Origin of the sequence: Microcoleus sp. Pol14D4, assembly GCF_036701245.1 — a bacterium.
Lineage (GTDB): Bacteria > Cyanobacteriota > Cyanobacteriia > Cyanobacteriales > Microcoleaceae > Microcoleus.
The window spans coordinates 1-17,266 of record NZ_JAUBQM010000106.1 but is presented as its reverse complement, the minus strand read 5'-3'; the positions used below and the strand labels follow the sequence as shown (position 1 = coordinate 17,266).

Sequence of the window (17,266 nt, the reverse complement as noted above, 5' to 3'; positions counted from 1 at the left end):
TTATTTAAATGGGTTAATTGGCAAGTCGGGAAAAGCTGTCTAAGTATTTGTACTTATTGCAAAAGTGACACGCTCCCCGTGGCGTGTCTGTGATGCTACATAAATTCAAGGTAAGAAAGGACGATTACCTTCGAGGAATTTATTCCCGCAAATCAGAACGTCCAAAACCCACTCAAAAATTTGGCGGTCGATGGCTTTGGGCGATCGCTCTCCTATTTCTGACATACGGATCGACAGCTTCCAGTACCCGCCTTAGCGGCAAGCGCGATCGGGTCGGCAACACTTCAGAAGATACTGTTAAAAAAAATTAAAAACCAGCACAATTAAGAGCAATTAGCATCCTGTAAGGGTTTGGAAATCATCGAGATCTACCAAAAAAATTGCACTTTAAAAACGATCGGATCGCCGAGCCCACCCATAAATCTCGTTTCAGCTTCTTCAGCATTCATCCAAATACAACACATAAATTGCAGTTACGCCTACAACAGAGTGAACCGTCTCCTGTAGACTAAAACGGTAGTTAATCTGTTAATTTCTTTGAGGAAAACGAGTTTATGGGAGGAGTATCGGTGATAGAGTCGATTGTAGCGCAACAAACTCCTTTGGGCAGCGAGCCTGCTACAAATAGCCAAACGGCAGGAGTCATTCCTGAATTGGTCATCATCTTGATCATTCTGCTGCTGATTGCAACTCTTGTGGCACTCGTAACTCAACGGTTGCGAATTCCCTATGTAACGGGCTTAGTGTTAGCAGGCTTGCCGATTACGGAGGTTTTATCGCGTCGAATTGGTTTAGACCCATCTTTAGTATTAAATCTTTTTCTACCCATTCTTATTTTTGAAGCATCTATCAATACGGATATCAGCCGTCTCCGCAGTACCTTTAAGCCGATCGCCCTGCTGGCGGGTCCCGGCTCTATCTTTTCTTCAGCAATTATCGCTGTTCTGGTTAAATTTGGGCTGGGGCTAGACTGGATTCCAGCGTCGCTGATCGGAGTTATTCTGGCAAACACTGATACAGTTTCGATGATCGCGGTTTTTAAAGAGATCCGCGTGCCTTCTCGATTGACCACCATCGTGGAAGGAGAAACTCTGTTTAACGATGCGGCTGCTCTAATTTCATTTAATTTGGTTTTGGTCATTTATGCGACAGGCTATCTCACCGCTGTACAAGGCGTGAAGGAACTGCTCGTGGTTGCCTTAGGTGGGGCAGTGGTCGGGGGTGTTTTAGGTTATTTGAGCGTGCCGATATTTGTTCGCCTAAACGATCCGTTGAGTAGCCTTTTGCTAACAGTCGCTCTCGCATTGGGAACCTTCCAAATCGGACAATTTTTAGGCGTATCCGGCGCGGTGGCGGTGGTCATCGCCGGACTTGTTTTTGGCAACCTCGGGCTGCCTCGCAGTTCGTCTGCCTCGGATCGGATTACCTTGCTGAGTTTCTGGGAATACGCTGGTTTTGGCGTCAATACGTTTATTTTCCTGCTGATTGGGATTGAAATTAACCCGCTGACGCTGTGGAGAATTTTGCCATCCATTTTATTCGTTATTCTGGCCTATCAACTGGGACGGATTCTCTCGGTCTATTTGTTATTAGCGGGGCTGCGCTGGTTCGATCGTCCCATTCCGCTACGCTGGCAGCACATTTTAGTTTTAGGGAATATTAAAGGGTCTCTATCAATGGCCTTAGCTGTTGCGATTCCCTTGACTCTACCAGGACGCGATAACATAATTGCCCTGGTTTTCGGTGCAGTTTTATTCTCCTTAGTCGGACAGGGATTAAGTTTACCGTGGATGGTAAAACGACTAAAAATAAGCCGTGTTTCTGATGTAATGCAGGAAGCTGGGCAGTTACAGATTCAGTTGATCGCTTCCAAAGCGGCTCAAGATGAGCTAGATAGTTTGCTGAAATCTGGCGTGTTGCCGAAAGCAGTTTACGAAGAGTTATGGGCATCATATCAAGCACGAGTAGCACACTCTGAGCGAGTGCTGCGCGATCTCTACAATAAACATCGGGCAGGGCAAGTACAGGGCGATCGCAGCGGGCTAGATACGATTCGACGGCGATTGCTTTTAGCAGAAAAAGGAGCTGTTAGCGACGCGCTCCGCAAGCGAATTGTTCCAGAGGATCTGGTTCATCCTTACATCAAAGATTTGGATGAGAAACTTCTAACGTTGGCAGATGACTAGCGCGAATGCCGAGGTAATCAATCATCTGGTGAACTAGCTCTGGACGGGTGACGACCAGGATGGTAGAACCTGCTTCTAGAACTGTATTGCCGTTCGGAATCTCCAGATTGGCGCAGGCATGGCATTGATAACCAATAATCAGCGAACCTGTTGGAAAGCGGGGGTCTTGAGCAATTTGAGCAACGCTGCGACCTGCCACATTGCAATCGCCTGGAACTGGCAGCTTTAGCACCTCGACTTGTCCTTGTTCAAAGTGCATCATCGATTCGATTTGAGGATATTCAATCGCATTTGCCATTGTTGCGACTGCCAAATCAATCGTGCTGATGATGTGACTGGCTCCGGCAAGGCGATAGGCTTCCATGAATTCGCGATCGCGCATTCGCACCACAATATGGGAAATGCCATAGCTTCTGGATAGGGTGATCAGCGCTAAATTCAGTGCATCGTCCCTGAGTGCAGCAACGACGGCGTTTGCTTGTTTAATTCCGGCTTCCAGAAGCACCGTTGTGCTCACCGCACTGCCTTCAAATGCCATGACTCCGATTTTTTCACGAGCAAAGCGACAGGCCAGCGGGTCGGCATCGATGATTGCAACCGTATGGCCGAGTTTTAATAACTGCTGGGCCAAACCCAGCCCCATCATTCCTGCTCCACCAATTAATACGTACATGACTATTTGTCACCCCAAAAATGAACTTTACAGAGCGATCGCTATGAGCGATATTGTGTTGGGTTTCTATCAGTTTAATCGGCTTGTGGGGTGGCTTATAACGGGCTTACTTATTACCTGTTCCACAGTTAATTTAATCTGCTTTTGGGGCAGGCATTGCTAGCCCGCCCCTCAAGGGATGTTCCTCAGTTAGGTGCGTAGAGGGAACCCTACATAATCTTAGGCACTTTAAAAAACTCCCCATCGCGATCGGGGGCTCCCTCCAAAATACTTTCTCGCTTAGGAAAAGGTTGCAAATCGTCCGATCGCATCACGTTACTAACATCGATCGCCCGCGTTGTCGGCTGTACCTTGCTCGTATCCAGTTCGCTCAACTGCTCGAAATAATCCAAAATACCGTTAAGTTGACCAGTAAACTGCTCTTCTTCTTCCGGCGTTAATTCCAATCTCGCTAAATTCGCTACTTTCCGAACTTCTTCTCTGTCAATCATAAAAATTGGGAATTGGGAATTGGGAATTGGGGATGGGGAATTGGGAATGGGGAATTGGGAATGGGGAATTGGTTATTTGTTATTTGTTATTTGTTATTTGTTATTAGAAAAACGACTAACTACTAACTACTAACTACTAACTATGCTCCATGCCCTATGCCCCATTCCCATCATAGTTAAAAATACACATCAATTTGCGATCGACCTGTCGTCTTCAGCCAATTTTGTACCTCAATGTAATTGTTCGGGGCCAAGCGAATAGCCTCCTTCCAATAATCCGCAGCTTTATCAAACAGGCCTTCCGCCCCTTCAATATTGCCCGCTTCCTTTTCCTTTTCCCCTTGATAGTGGTAAATCACAGCAATATTATTCAGTGCTTGTGGCATTCTCGGATTGAGATCCAAAGCCTCGCTGTAATATTCCAAAGCTTTATCGTGTTCGCCGTTGCTAGTATGGATCAGCCCCATATTGTACAAGACATAACTGCGATCGTAAGGATCTTCCTCCAGCTTCAGCGCTTCATGATAATTGTCCAGCGCTTCAGCATATTCGCCATCTGCTTGAGCGGACATACCATCCCGGTAATAAGCAAAAGCTTCCTTGGCCTGCTTTTTGGCTGGCATAATCTTTAGGATGATATCAGCCATTACCGTGAAACTTTTGTCAATAAAGTTATCGTTGCGTTGAGTTCTTGGCATATGCGATTCTTTGGTTAGCGGCTAATCAGAAAAATTAGCCTGTAAAGTTTTCCTATTAATAATTGCGCCACTGTTGTAGTGGGCCGTTGTGTTGAGGGCGCTAAAAAGTTTAGTCGATCGCAACTGCGAACCTTAAAACACGCCCTTGGGTTTAACACTCTCGCAAGTTCTATCTATTTTATATAAGTCTTGCAAGACTTGCAAAAAAACCAGATTTCTTTAACCTCTCTCTCGTACTCTACACAAAACTTACAAAAACCCGCAACAGTGGAAAAAGTTCTGCTGGAGGGTGCAGGGACAATCCTCTTCGATGGCTTTCCTTCGGATCGCGAAAGCTAACACCAACGGGCGACGATCGCGCACCTTACCCTACTAGCTGTACTCACCATCCCCGTCGTTGACCCTCAGAGCAAACAAGCAAATAGCCTGCCGAGGAGAAATTCAATCACAAAGTTTTATTAAGCTATCCGAGTTCAGCCCATACTTAAAAGTTATTCGGCAAAACACTAGCAATATTTTGCCCCAAAGTCAAGGGCAGCCTCAAAAAAAATCAGAAAGGCGATCGTCAAAACCCGCTCGAATTCCCGCAATATATAATAAAAATAACCGGGTAATTTTCACAGAGAGAAACCTATGGCTCCGAATCCCACCATTATGCAAGCCGTCGAACAACTTGGCTACCGCGTTACGGTTGGAGACGTGGCGGCAAAAGCTGGATTAGATGTCAATTTTGCCCAGCGAGAACTGTTAAGCCTCGCCTCCGAAGCAGGCGGCAACCTGCAAGTAGCAGAATCCGGCGACATTGCCTACCTATTTCCCAAGAACTTTCGAGATATTTTGCGAAACAAATTCTTGCGCTTGCAGTTGCAGGAATGGTGGCAAAAAATCTGGCGCATTTTATTTTATCTGATTAGGATATCTTTCGGCATAGTGCTGGTAGCTTCCATCCTCTTAATTTTTGTTGCTATCACGATTTTACTCTCCAGCGGCGACAGCAATAACGGTGGCGGAGGAGGAGGAGAGGGTGGTGGCGGGGGCGGCAGAGATGGCGGCTTTTTGTTTTTTCCCTACTTCTGGAACGACTTAATCTGGATATTTTACTGGAACCATGACCAACCATACTACCAGCAGCGATCGCGCTTAACTGGCCAAAAACCCCAGATGAGTTTTCTAGAAGCAGTTTTTTCCTTTCTGTTTGGAGACGGCAATCCCAATTACAATCTAGAAGAGCGTAAGTGGAGCGATATTGCGACTGCAATTCGCAACAACCGAGGCGCCGTCGCCGCCGAACAAATTGCCCCATATCTAGACAATCTCGGACAAGGATACGCCCGAGAATACGAAGAATATATGTTACCAGCCCTCGCCCGTTTTGACGGCCGTCCCGAAGTCAGTCCCGAAGGGCAAATAGTCTACCACTTCCCGCAATTGCAAACCACAGCCACCGAGAGAAATTCTGAACCAGTAGCAGCTTATTTGCGAGAAATGCTGTGGCGTTTCAGCAACGCCAGTTCCGGCCAAATCATGCTCGCAGCAGGGTTAGGAGCCGTCAATCTTGTCGGTGCGCTAGTTTTGGGGAATCTATTAACTAATAATTTAATCGCAGGTGGATTTATCGGTTTCGTCAGCGCTGTTTATCCCACGATCCTGATTTACGGCGTCGGATTTCTCGCAATTCCTTTAATTCGCTACTTCTGGATTCAGTGGAAAAATAGCCGGATAGAAGCCCGCAATCAAGAGCGTCAGCAGCGAGCAATGTTATTAAACGAACCCGATGCCAACTTGCTCAAAAAACTGGCCTACGCCCGGGAATTTGCAGCAGAACACGTTCTGACAGGAGAAGACTTAGCTTATACAACAGAAACCGAATTAACCCAACAAGAACTAGAACAGTCAACAAAAATAGATGCCGAATGGCAGCGCAGGATCGATCGCTCGGACAACTTGTAATACTAATGAAAAAAATAGTTCTTTGTTGTTAAGTTAGGTGACACTAAAATCTTGCACCTTTTTCAATAATAGGCAGTATGCCTGTTCCACAATAAAATATTTTTGTTGGGGAACTGGCATGGCTGTTAGCTCGTTACTACTAATAATTGTGGAAAATATCAATTTTTATTGATGTCATAATTTTTTATACTCAGATTTTTATTAAATAAGCTTAGGGCGTTTAAAAATTAAACAATTTTGGTCATACTTCGAGTCGTGATCCAGAGCCACAAGTTCCCATCCCTCCTCGCCCAAATGGTTGACAAATAGATGCAGCGAGCCTTGTTTCCAATCTCGCTGTTCTTCACCGTTTACATATAAACTAATCAGCTTGTTTCCAAAAGGATACATATTCGCATCCACAAATAAATACTCCCACTTTTGCATAGCAATCCTTAATGTAGTTAGTTGGCAGTTGGCAGTAGTTAGTAGTTATTGGTTATTTGTTGTTGGCTATAATAACCAATGCTTTTCGGCGAAGATGCTTTTCGCCCCACTTCCAAGTTCCCAATTACCAATGCTTTTCGACCCAATTCCCAATTCCCAATTCCCAATTCCCAGCAGTTACTGCACTGCAATTCTAGCCAAAGTAGCACCCCGGTAATAGTGCGACAAAATCTGCTGGTAGCCATATCCCTGTCTGGCCAAATTGTAGGCCCCCCACTGGCTCATTCCTACAGCGTGACCGAAACCTTTGCCCGCAACTTGAAAACCGGTAGGAGCTTGGGCACTGTTTCTTGGGTTCCCACCGCCCCCATACTGAGGAATCACGGTAAACCGCGTACTCCTCAAATTTAAAACCCGGCGTAAATCTGCGCCAGTCATGACCCTAGAACCGGCATCTCCAACTACTTTCATCCTCAAAACGCTGCCGTAAGCGGTAGTGCGTTCTGGCTTCATCGAGATCACATTGCCCACGCCAGAAATCTTACTGCTGATTTGAGCCCGAGAAAAATTTTCTTTCCATTGGTAAACCGGCGCCCCTTGGTCGAAGTCAGGAACAGCACGCAGGTAAGGCAGGGGTTCCGTCCAAACATCCTCGACATTTTCAGTATGGCCCCCAGACGCAGAGTGGAAAGCGGCTAAAATTATCTGACCGTTGTAGGCCATAACTTGACCCGCCGTTGCATCGACTGCGGAATAAGTGCCAGAAGATTCTGTTTGCAGTCCTTTGTAAACCTGCGAAGACTGAGTGCTGTCCACGTCGTAAAGGTCGGTTTCGCTTTTCAGGCGCTGGTGAATAGCGTAGGAACGGGCGGCGACTGCTTGGGCTTTCAAAGCCTCTTGAGGCCAATTGCCGCTCATCTCGGCGCCGAGAACACTGTAGAGATATTGTTCGATATCCACGTAGTTGACGGCCGTCAAACCTCCTTTTTCGGGAACTAGAAGCGTGCGTCCCCGATACCAACGATCGCCAATCCAAACATAACCGTTCCCCGTGGGCTCGATCCAAACTTGGTTGGCAGCCCAGCGACCAATTGCCACTGTTCCCGATCGAAATTGAGCTGACTGAGAACTGTTTGCCGACAGTTCGCCCAAATTGCGCCCACTACCGTCGCGGATTGCAGCCTTAGTAGAACTGCCGACTTTTACCTGACTTGCCCCGTCTTGTACCGCCACTCGCAAGATCAGCGCGGCCTGTGCTGGGGCTACCATTGCCAGCCAAAACAACAGCGAAATCCAAAAGTAGCGTTTTTTTAATGTCGAAAAAACCGAAGCAAAAAATACTCCTGACTGCATTTGAAAATTTTCCTCCTGTGCTGTATGAGTTTAAGAATTTTTAAGGGAAGGCAAGGGAAAAAGGAAGGGGAACGGAAGAAACAAAACGTTAGAATTGGGTGGATCGCTCTGTACGCTTGTCAAAAATGATTTTAGCGAAGAGATGTTCGCAGGAACAGGGATTTATCCCGGTTCCAGCCTGCGACTATTTCCTATATGTCGGATTTGTCGCACTCTGGATATATGTAACATATTTTTTAAGACTTAATTGAGGTGATTTGACTCTTGCAGATTACATTTCTCGGAACTAGCTCAGGCGTCCCCACGCGATCGCGCAACGTTTCCAGCATCGCCCTCCGCTTGCCCCAGCGAGCCGAACTCTGGCTGTTTGACTGCGGCGAAGGAACTCAGCACCAGTTTCTCCGCAGCGATCTCAAAGTCAGCCAACTAAGCCGCATTTTCATCACTCACCTGCACGGCGACCATATTTTCGGCTTAATGGGTTTGCTCGCTAGCTGCGGTTTGGCGGGGAATGTCAAGCGCATCGATCTTTACGGGCCTCCGGGACTTGAAGAATATTTGCAAGCTGGTGTTCGTTATTCTCAAACTCATTTTTCTTACCCGGTTAAGGTACACAAAATTCACGAAGGAGTTATCTATGAAGATGACGAATATATTGTTAGCTGCGGCCCTTTAAAGCACCGAGTTACTGCTTTTGGTTATCGAGTAACTGAGAAAGATCGTCCGGGACATTTTGATGTAGAAAAAGCCAAGGCTGCGGGTATTCCTTGGGGGCCGCTTTACGGTCAATTAAAACAAGGAAAGACGGTAAAGTTAGAGGACGGGCGACAGTTTAAAGGTACTGATTTTTGCGGCCCGGATCAAATCGGGCGCAAGTTTGTGTATTGTACTGACACGGTTTTTTGTGAGGGAGCCGTGGAATTAGCGAAGGATGCTGATTTGTTGGTGCATGAAGCTACTTTTGCTCATCAAGATGCTCAAATGGCCTTCGATCGCCTCCATTCAACTTCAACAATGGCAGCTCAAGTGGCTTTGACGGCTGGGGCGAAACAGCTAATTATGACGCATTTTAGCCCGCGTTACGCTCCGGGGAATGCGATCGTCCTGGATGATTTGCTCAAGGAAGCGCAGGCAATTTTTCCGAATACGAAAATGGCCTATGACTTTTTGACTTACGAAGTGCCGCGCCCTGTTTAAAACTAGGGTTAATCTGGCCTGAGATGTGACGGCTTTTTCAATAAGGGCGATGATCGGGCGGGTTCTGGGGCCCACCCCACAAAAACATTAATCTATTGTGGAACAGGCCGGAAAGCCTGTTGCTGAAATTAGCAAGAAAAACATTAATCTCTGGCTGAACAGGGAGATTGCCTGTTACGCCAGAGAATTGTCAGTAAGCAGATATACCTGAGTTGCGATCGTACCCCGCCTTGACCAACTTCAATCTCAAATCCACAATCTAAAATCCAAAATCGGTCGATCGCCCGCAGCGACGGCCCAGGACAGCCAATGGTTGCTACAATCGGGGAGGGTATATGTTGTGGCTAACACTACAGCCCGTAACCCTGAAAGCTAATAGCTAAATTATTAAAAATCTGCCTCTCCTGCCATGTTTAAAAATCTGCTAGGCGATCCCAACGCGCGCAAACTTAGAAAATTTCAGCCTTGGGTAGCTGATATCAATATTTTGGAAGAAGACATCCGCGCACTCTCAGACGACGGCCTCAGAGGCAAAACGGCGGAGTTTCAAGAACGTCTGGCAAAAGCTAAATCTCTCAACGAAGAGAAAGAGATCCTAGACGAAATCTTGCCGGAGGCTTTTGCAGTGGTGCGGGAAGCGGGACAACGGGTTTTAGGAATGCGCCACTTTGATGTCCAACTCCTCGGGGGCATTATCCTGCACAAAGGCCAAATTGCCGAAATGAAAACCGGTGAGGGCAAAACTCTGGTGGCGACGCTGCCGGCTTACCTCAACGCCCTCAACGGTAAAGGCGTACACATCATTACCGTCAACGATTATCTCGCCAGACGGGACGCGGAATGGATGGGACAAGTGCACCGCTTCCTGGGATTGACTGTGGGACTGATTCAGCAGGGCATGGATCAGGTGGAACGAAAGAAAAATTATAGCTGCGATATTACCTACGCCACTAACAGCGAAGTCGGCTTTGATTATTTGCGCGACAACATGGCTACTGTCATGGAAGATGTAGTGCAGCGTCCTTTTAATTTCTGCGTGATTGACGAGGTTGACTCGGTGCTGATTGATGAAGCACGGACGCCTTTGATTATTTCCGGCCAGGTGGAACGCCCCAGTGAGAAGTATATACGGGCGGCTGAGGTAGCTGCTGCTCTGAGAAAGGAAAATGAAGAACATTACGAGGTTGACGAAAAGGCTCGGAATGTGCTATTGACCGATGAAGGCTTTGGTGAAGCTGAGCGGTTGTTGGGTGTTACGGATTTGTACGACCCGGCTGACCCTTGGGCGCATTACATTTTTAATGCGATTAAGGCGAAGGAATTGTTTATTAAGGATATTAACTACATCGTCACTCCCGATGGCGAAGTCGTGATTGTGGATGAGTTTACCGGCCGGGTGATGCCGGGACGCCGTTGGAGTGACGGTTTGCACCAGGCGATCGAAGCCAAGGAACGGGCGGAAATTCAGCCGGAAACTCAGACGCTGGCGACAATTACTTATCAGAATTTCTTTTTGCTTTATCCGAAGCTGTCGGGGATGACTGGGACGGCAAAGACAGAAGAGACCGAGTTTGAGAAGATTTACAATCTGGAAGTAACGCTGATTCCCACTAACCGCATTACCAGCCGCACAGACCTTTCGGATATGGTTTACAAGGCGGAGGCTGGGAAGTGGAATGCCATCTCCCAAGAATGCGCGGAAATGCACGAGATCGGTCGGCCTGTGCTGGTGGGTACTACGAGTGTGGAAAAGTCAGAGTTGCTGTCGCGGCTGCTGCTGGAGAGGAAAATTCCTCACAATTTGCTTAATGCTAAACCGGAAAATGTGGAGCGGGAATCAGAAATTATCGCTCAAGCCGGACGCAAAGGCGCTGTGACGATCGCGACAAACATGGCGGGACGCGGTACTGATATTATTTTGGGCGGTAATTCTGAGTACATGGCGCGCCTCAAGTTGCGGGAGTATTTTATGCCCCGGATCGTGCAACCAGAGGATGAGGACGGGTTTTCGGTGGTGCAAGTGCCTGGTATTAGTGGCCGCCCCGCACCTCAAGGTTTTGCTCCGACTGCGAAAAAGGTAAAGTCTTGGAAAGCTTCGGCGCAGATTTTCCCGACGCAGCTATCGAAAGATGCCGAGCAAATGCTCAAGGCGGCCGTGGAATTGGCGGTGAAAGAGTACGGCGAGCGATCGCTCTCGGAATTGCAAGCCGATGATATCGTGGCTATAGCTTCGGAAAAAGCGCCGACAAAAGACCCGGTAATTCAAAAATTGCGGGAAGCTTACAATTTAACTCGCCGCGAATACGATGCTTTTACCAGCACCGAACACGATGAAGTCGTGCAGTTGGGAGGTTTGCACGTCATCGGTACCGAACGCCACGAATCGCGCCGGATCGACAATCAGTTGCGCGGCCGGGCGGGACGCCAAGGAGACCCTGGTTCCACGCGGTTTTTCTTGAGTTTGGAAGACAATTTGCTCAGGATTTTCGGCGGCGAACGGGTTGCCGGTTTGATGAAGGCTTTCGGTGTTGAGGAAGATATGCCGATCGAATCTGGAATGCTGACTCGTTCCCTCGAAGGCGCTCAGAAAAAAGTCGAAACCTACTATTACGATATCCGCAAGCAGGTATTTGAATACGACGAAGTGATGAACAATCAGCGTCGGGCAATCTATGCGGAACGCCGCCGAGTCTTGGAAGGTTTGGACTCCAAAGAACAGGTAATTAGGTATGCCGAACAGACGATGGACGACATCGTGGGAGCATATATCAATCCCGATTTACCTTCGGAAGAATGGGAAATCGACAAACTTGTGAGCAAGGTGAAGGAATTTGTTTATCTACTCGCTGACATGACACCGGATCAGCTAGAAGATTTGTCCGTTGAGGAAATTAAAACATTCCTGCACGAACAAGTCCGCAATGCTTACGACATTAAAGAAGCGGAAGTTAATGCAATCCGAGCTGAATTGATGCGAGATGCGGAACGGTTCTTTATTTTGCAGCAAATTGATACTTTGTGGCGGGAACACTTGCAGCAAATGGATGCTTTGCGCGAGTCTGTAGGGCTGCGCGGTTACGGGCAGAAAGACCCGTTAATCGAGTACAAAACTGAAGGTTACGAGCTGTTTTTGGACATGATGACGGATATCCGCCGCAATGTGGTTTATTCGCTGTTCCAGTTCCAGCCGCAGCCGGCAATGCAAGTTTCGCCAGAGATGGTTTGAAAATAGTTAACAGTTAACAGTTAAAAAATGGGTAAGGTGGGCAATGCCCACCCAGCCCTGTCCATTCCTAAATCAAGCGAGTTGTTAGCGGAGACAATAACAGCAGCAGGCGATGGGCTGAAAGTGAAACTCATCCCTCAAATCGATTAACTATCTGGCGTGTCCCTTGCTGCTCATCATTAGCCTAGCTTCTAGGAGTTGTCACGACTGAATCTCACCATTTGTAGGGTCCATCGTTAGCAGTTTTCAATCTAAACTAAAGGCAACTGACAAACCACTACCAAAGTTTTCAGCAAAAACATAACTAGCTAAATCAGCACCAGCAAAGTTTCTTTAATGTAAATTTGCCTGGGGTAAATAAGCGGGCCAAATCGTTAAATTAGAAAAATCCCAGCCCCTTAAATCTGTTTGTATCTGCCCCAGGAGATTAATAACATTCCCCGCCGCATATCCCGTTTCCCGTGCGGGCTTTCCTCGCAGGTATGTAAGAATGAGATTGAGCTGATTTTCTAGCGAGCGCTGGCTTTCAAAACAGGAGAGTAGCCGCTTGGCAATGGGGTTGAGAATCAGGCGAGATTGAGTATCCCTCACATAGTCTTTTGATCGGGCTTTGATGAGAGGATGGCTCTTGAAAAGGTCAATTTTAGCAGTAATTATTTCTTGGCATATCTGTTCGATTAACTGTTCTGTTATGTATTCCATGACGACGGGTTGTTGAGTAAAGCCACCTGTGGTTTTTTTAATGAGCGATCGCCTTGCAAGAGAAGCAAACGTCTCTAGGAGTTCCGTTGGCGACAGTTCTATTACTAAACCTTTCTGCACTTCTAAAAATGAGACTGGCTCTCGATTGATGGCGACGCAGTACATTACCTCTTTTTCAAAAGCAGATAGGCGATTGAACTGTCGGTCTAAGAGATTGCGAATATCATCAAAGATTAAGGTAACTTGGTTTAATAATTCTAAGAAATTAGAAAGACTGCTATCAAATAAATCTCGAATAACAGGAGCTACCATTTTTAATGCTAAGGGATTCCCAGCATAGTGTTCAATTAGAGCTTTCCATTCGGATTCTGACCCTGAAAAAGCACCCTTGTCTTGAAAAATTTTCTTTCCTGCTTCTGTGGATAAACCAGGCAGTTGTAATGAGCGAACGGGTAGGGTTTCGCCTTCCTGTGTCGCTAGTTCTTTCGGCTTCTCCCGACTGGTTAGCACAATGGTACTTTTATGGGGGGTTTCTGCCAGATAACTAAGCAATTGACCGTAACCCTCATATCCTTCTCGATAGCCACCCGTGCGATCGCCCGATCGCAAAATTGACTCGGCATTATCGAGAACCAAAAGACAGCGCGAGGCTCGTAAATATCCCATTAGCTGCGAGATTCTGCCGTCTACAGTATCCGAAAAAACGGTTTCCTTGTGTTTCGATAGAAATTGAATCAAATCTGCTAGAAGGTCGAGGAGGGGTGGAGCGTTGCGGAGACTTCGCCAGATGACATAATCAAAATGCTCCTGAATGCGTTTTGCTATCTTGACGGAAATCGCCGTTTTGCCGATGCCGCCCATACCCAATACCATCACTAGACGGCAGCGATCGCGCACAATACACTGTTCTAACAGAGCTAGTTGTTCTGCACGTCCATAGAAATCACAGACATCGATCGCCTCACCCCAATCTTGACATTTATTGGCAGTCGATCCTTCAACTGTTACCAAGTGAGTAATAGTGTCACTTCCAGCGGCTTGAGTATTTCTAATCTCATCAATAGAGGTACTGTTTGATGGTGTTGCGACTACTTGCATTTGTTGTGCCTTTCGCCGCAAGACTGACTGAACGTTACTTTTATTAACCTTTTCCCCAAATACTCGACTGAGGATTTGCCATAATTGGAAGCCAACGAGTTTGATGTACTCTGCATCATAACCAGCCATCTTAGCAATCTCTGGATAAGAGCATCCTTGCCAAGTTTGCCGAAATACTAGCTCTTGAATATCGTTGAGCTGTTCTGATTGAAGAACGGATGCTAAAAAAAGGAGGGCTTCGTCAACAGTCATTTATTTATAGAAAATTAGCAATTTTGATCGGCTCACCTACATTGGGAATTTTGAGGTTCCCGCCTGGGGACGGTTCAGTAGCCAAATCACTAGGCTAATGGGGTGTTACCCTGATAATCATTATAACGCGCAGGCAAAATACTAACTATTTATAACTTTTTATCACATACGCCACCGGGATCACCGGCTTATTGTTGAATCAGGGTGGATTGAGCCCGAACATCTCATCTTGACAAGGAATGACTATTCTAGCAGTTGCCTCGATAGTTAGGACCATTTTAAATGTAGGGCTGCGGGGGAGCGGGTTATAGATATTAGAGCGCGGTACATTCATATCCGGGCGTTCAGACTCCTACTCAATCACAATCTGACTTGAACAGATGGAGCTGCCTTGCAGCCTGCATCTTATCGGCGGTGTCACCCCTGCAAACTCTTGTTTCACATAGAGCCTGCTGTGCTTTTCGCCCTGTAAGAGCGATCGTTCTGCTATAAATTTGTTCGCAATAAATTAAGGTGCAAAAACCATGACAACCAAGCAAATCAACAATACCTTAAAAATAACAGACAAGGGAATACTCACCCCCGTTTCCGGTGACGCTGCTGCAACCACGCGCTATAAAGATTACATTTTACAGGTTGATTTTGCCAGCCAACCTGTCACCATTGAGCTGTTTAAAGGCGCCGCTACTCCATTCGATCCTTTTCTAGAAGTCTATAGAATCGCCAAAGATAGCACAGGTGACAATATAATTCTTCCTGGCACTCCTCCTGTAGCAGAAAACGATGACGATGGTGGGGCTGGCAATTCAAAGATTGCACCAGGCTTAGCCCCAAGTTTTCGTGGAATTCCAGGGCAGCTAACCAGTGATGGTGTTTCTGACTATGTAGTTCGCGTTACTACCTACGATGCCCTACCTGATGCGATTCTCCCTCAAAACTTCACGTTACAGGCCTCCACTAACGCTGGCGAGGTCACATGGAAAGATTCTTTAACAGGTCAAATTCTTGATACCAACGGCAACCCTGTAGGTGTCCCTCCTGGTGGCGGCACTCCTGGTGGCGGCACTCCTGGTGGCGGCACTGCTCCTGGCACCAATGCTCCTGTCCGACGCTTCTGGGATAATGTCACCCAGGCGCACTTTTATACCTCAAATTCAACTGAAATTGCCGATCGGCTTACCAACCCCCGCTATCGCAGTGAAGGCGACGAATTTATCGCTCCCGGTGCGGGTAACGTCCAGGTTCGCCGCTTCTTGAATACGGCGACAGGAACTTATTTTTACACCGCCGATCCAGGGTCAATAGCATTAGTGAAAAGCAACTTGCCTCAGTTTACAGATCAGGGTGACGTTTTCAGTGCCTATGCCTCTTCGTTTCCCGGTGCAATTCCCGTCTACCGTTTCGCGAATCTAGACGCTGAACGGAGAAATTCACAAGCTATTACCCACTTTTACACCGCTGACCCAGCTACCAGGCAGAAAGTGATTAATGAGTTGCCTAATTTCCGGGATGAAGGTGTAACCTTCTATGCGCTTCCTTCTAAGTAAAGCAGCCTGGGGAAAAACTCTGTTAATGGACTGCTGAAACTATAAAAACCGGATTTCTCGAGCGGATAGCTTTGGCGAACGCTTAGAGAAATCCGGCTAATGGTTTCTGGTGCCTAAGTTCAGTAATTTTTACGAAATTAGTTTATTAGTTGCATTTATTTGTATTTCAAAAAGTGCGATCGCCTTCTCTAAAACCTACCAATAAAGATAGCATCTAGTTCCAGATTTCAGCATAACTGCACAGGTGACTCGCCCGGGAAGTGTATCAATATATTTGCTATAAAGATATGCTACCTCAGCCTTGGGTTGACTTTTTGAGGATAAATCCATTGGGTGCAGCGTCAAGGCAAAAAAGCAAAAATTCCGAGAAACAGCATATTTTAAGTAGGATTAAAGCAATAAGCGGCGACAGTTTTGAAGTCAATATCATGGGTACTGATTCTCCTGTTATCATACGTAAGTCAGCAGCATTAGGCGGTATAAATCCTATATTTAGTACACCGACGCCACCTCCACCGACGCCGAGACTGACACCTGTAACGATCGCGACACCTGCAATCAATGACGCAGCCCCTGGCAATCCTACCGGACTACCAGCAAACACTTTTAATGTTTCCAATGAAGTCTTTTACAATCTCTCAGACGGTAATGATAATGTTTTGGTGTCATCAGTTCCCATATTTCCCATATCTCCCCCCATTCGCCCACCAATCTTGGGGCTATCTGGCAACGACAATATTATTGGGACAAACGGCTATGATACCGTTAACGGAATGCTAGGAGCCGATACAATTGACGGAGAGGCAGGCAGGGACAGTTTGGTCGGGGGTAAACAGTCCGATCGACTTGACGGCGGTGATGAAGACGATACCTTGTCAGGCAACAATGACAACGATACGCTCATTGGAGGAGATGGCAATGACATTCTTTGGGGTGGTAAAGAAAATGATGTCCTGATTGGTGGTAACGGCGACGACATATTGAGTGGCGATCGCGGTCAAGACATCCTCACAGGTGGCGGTGGAAACGATATATTTGCGATCGCCCGAGATTTACCCAGCTTGGCAGAAGATGCAGATGTGATTACAGACTTTACCGTTGGGGATAAAGTTAATCTAACGAGTTTTATTGCTGATGTCCAGAATTTCTCCTTTGAAGATCTAACTTTGAATCTGGATGGAGTAGGTGCGGTCCCTGCTACGGCAATTAAACTCGGCACCCGTTATGTGGTTATCTTTCAAGGGGCTAGTCTAAGCGATGTGACGCCATTGCTTAATCTTGCGGTTTTTGATACAATATAGTTTTTGGAGCATGAGCTTTGTGGGCCCTACTTGAGTGGAATTAAGAGCGATCGCCTTTGAGTTTGAGAGGGGGCGATCGCACTTTGCTTGGGTGCATCTCAGTTTGGCAAATACATCAAAGTGAAAGTTGACCGTTGAGATAAGCACAGCGAAGAGCAAGGATAGA

At 46.8% G+C, this 17,266-nt stretch carries 13 protein-coding genes; 7 read left to right on the top strand and 6 right to left on the bottom strand.

Annotation, left to right across the window (positions count from 1 at the left end):
- Window positions 1-92: 92 nt before the first annotated feature.
- Together QUA33_RS25390 and QUA33_RS25385 are read left to right on the top strand one after the other, a co-directional pair.
- Window positions 93-311 (top strand): hypothetical protein, encoded by a 219-nt coding sequence (locus tag QUA33_RS25390; protein WP_333152199.1) that lies wholly within the window; start codon window positions 93-95, stop codon window positions 309-311.
- Between the two features lie 243 nt (window positions 312-554).
- Window positions 555-2,186, top strand: a complete 1,632-nt coding sequence (locus QUA33_RS25385) for a sodium:proton antiporter (RefSeq protein ID WP_333152196.1) — start codon at window positions 555-557, stop codon at window positions 2,184-2,186.
- On the opposite strand, the gene QUA33_RS25380 is transcribed toward QUA33_RS25385, so the two are convergent.
- The 3 genes from QUA33_RS25380 to QUA33_RS25370 all read right to left on the bottom strand — a co-directional run bounded on the left by QUA33_RS25380 (window position 2,143) and on the right by QUA33_RS25370 (window position 4,048).
- Complete coding sequence (locus QUA33_RS25380; protein WP_333152195.1) at window positions 2,143-2,859, bottom strand: TrkA family potassium uptake protein; 717 nt, start codon at window positions 2,857-2,859, stop codon at window positions 2,143-2,145. The genes QUA33_RS25385 and QUA33_RS25380 overlap by 44 nt on opposite strands.
- A 209-nt stretch (window positions 2,860-3,068) precedes the next feature.
- A complete protein-coding gene (gene gatC / locus QUA33_RS25375; RefSeq protein ID WP_190663714.1) occupies window positions 3,069-3,350 on the bottom strand; it encodes an Asp-tRNA(Asn)/Glu-tRNA(Gln) amidotransferase subunit GatC in 282 nt (93 codons plus the stop codon).
- Between the two features lie 176 nt (window positions 3,351-3,526).
- Window positions 3,527-4,048 carry a photosystem I assembly protein Ycf3 gene (locus QUA33_RS25370; RefSeq protein WP_333039118.1) on the bottom strand — a complete coding sequence of 174 codons (522 nt, stop codon included), beginning with the start codon at window positions 4,046-4,048 and terminating at the stop codon, window positions 3,527-3,529.
- 633 nt (window positions 4,049-4,681) lie between these two features.
- On the opposite strand from QUA33_RS25370, the gene QUA33_RS25365 reads away from it, so the two are divergent.
- On the top strand, window positions 4,682-5,998 hold the full coding sequence (locus QUA33_RS25365) for a hypothetical protein (protein WP_333152193.1): 1,317 nt from the start codon (window positions 4,682-4,684) through the stop codon (window positions 5,996-5,998).
- A 201-nt stretch (window positions 5,999-6,199) separates the two neighbouring features.
- Here QUA33_RS25365 and QUA33_RS25360 read toward each other — a convergent pair whose 3' ends face one another.
- Entirely contained in the window at window positions 6,200-6,424 is a 225-nt protein-coding gene (locus QUA33_RS25360; protein WP_015174403.1) for a hypothetical protein, read from the bottom strand.
- A gap of 177 nt (window positions 6,425-6,601) precedes the next feature.
- Entirely contained in the window at window positions 6,602-7,777 is a 1,176-nt protein-coding gene (locus QUA33_RS25355) for a SpoIID/LytB domain-containing protein (protein ID WP_333152191.1), read from the bottom strand.
- 264 nt (window positions 7,778-8,041) lie between these two features.
- On the opposite strand from QUA33_RS25355, the gene QUA33_RS25350 reads away from it, so the two are divergent.
- A complete protein-coding gene (locus QUA33_RS25350; protein WP_333152189.1) occupies window positions 8,042-8,974 on the top strand; it encodes a ribonuclease Z in 933 nt (310 codons plus the stop codon).
- Between the two features lie 409 nt (window positions 8,975-9,383).
- Window positions 9,384-12,200 carry a preprotein translocase subunit SecA gene (gene secA / locus QUA33_RS25345; protein WP_333152187.1) on the top strand — a complete coding sequence of 939 codons (2,817 nt, stop codon included), beginning with the start codon at window positions 9,384-9,386 and terminating at the stop codon, window positions 12,198-12,200.
- Window positions 12,201-12,533: 333 nt separating this feature from the next.
- On the opposite strand, the gene QUA33_RS25340 is transcribed toward secA, so the two are convergent.
- The gene (locus QUA33_RS25340) at window positions 12,534-14,252 is read right to left on the bottom strand and encodes an NB-ARC domain-containing protein (protein ID WP_333152185.1); all 1,719 of its coding nucleotides are present in this window, start codon (window positions 14,250-14,252) and stop codon (window positions 12,534-12,536) included.
- Between the two features lie 524 nt (window positions 14,253-14,776).
- Here QUA33_RS25340 and QUA33_RS25335 point away from each other — a divergent pair.
- Window positions 14,777-15,799 carry a hypothetical protein gene (locus tag QUA33_RS25335; protein ID WP_333152183.1) on the top strand — a complete coding sequence of 341 codons (1,023 nt, stop codon included), beginning with the start codon at window positions 14,777-14,779 and terminating at the stop codon, window positions 15,797-15,799.
- Between the two features lie 428 nt (window positions 15,800-16,227).
- Window positions 16,228-17,100, top strand: coding sequence for a calcium-binding protein (locus tag QUA33_RS25330; RefSeq protein WP_333152181.1), 873 nt, complete (start codon window positions 16,228-16,230; stop codon window positions 17,098-17,100).
- Window positions 17,101-17,266: the final 166 nt, after the last annotated feature.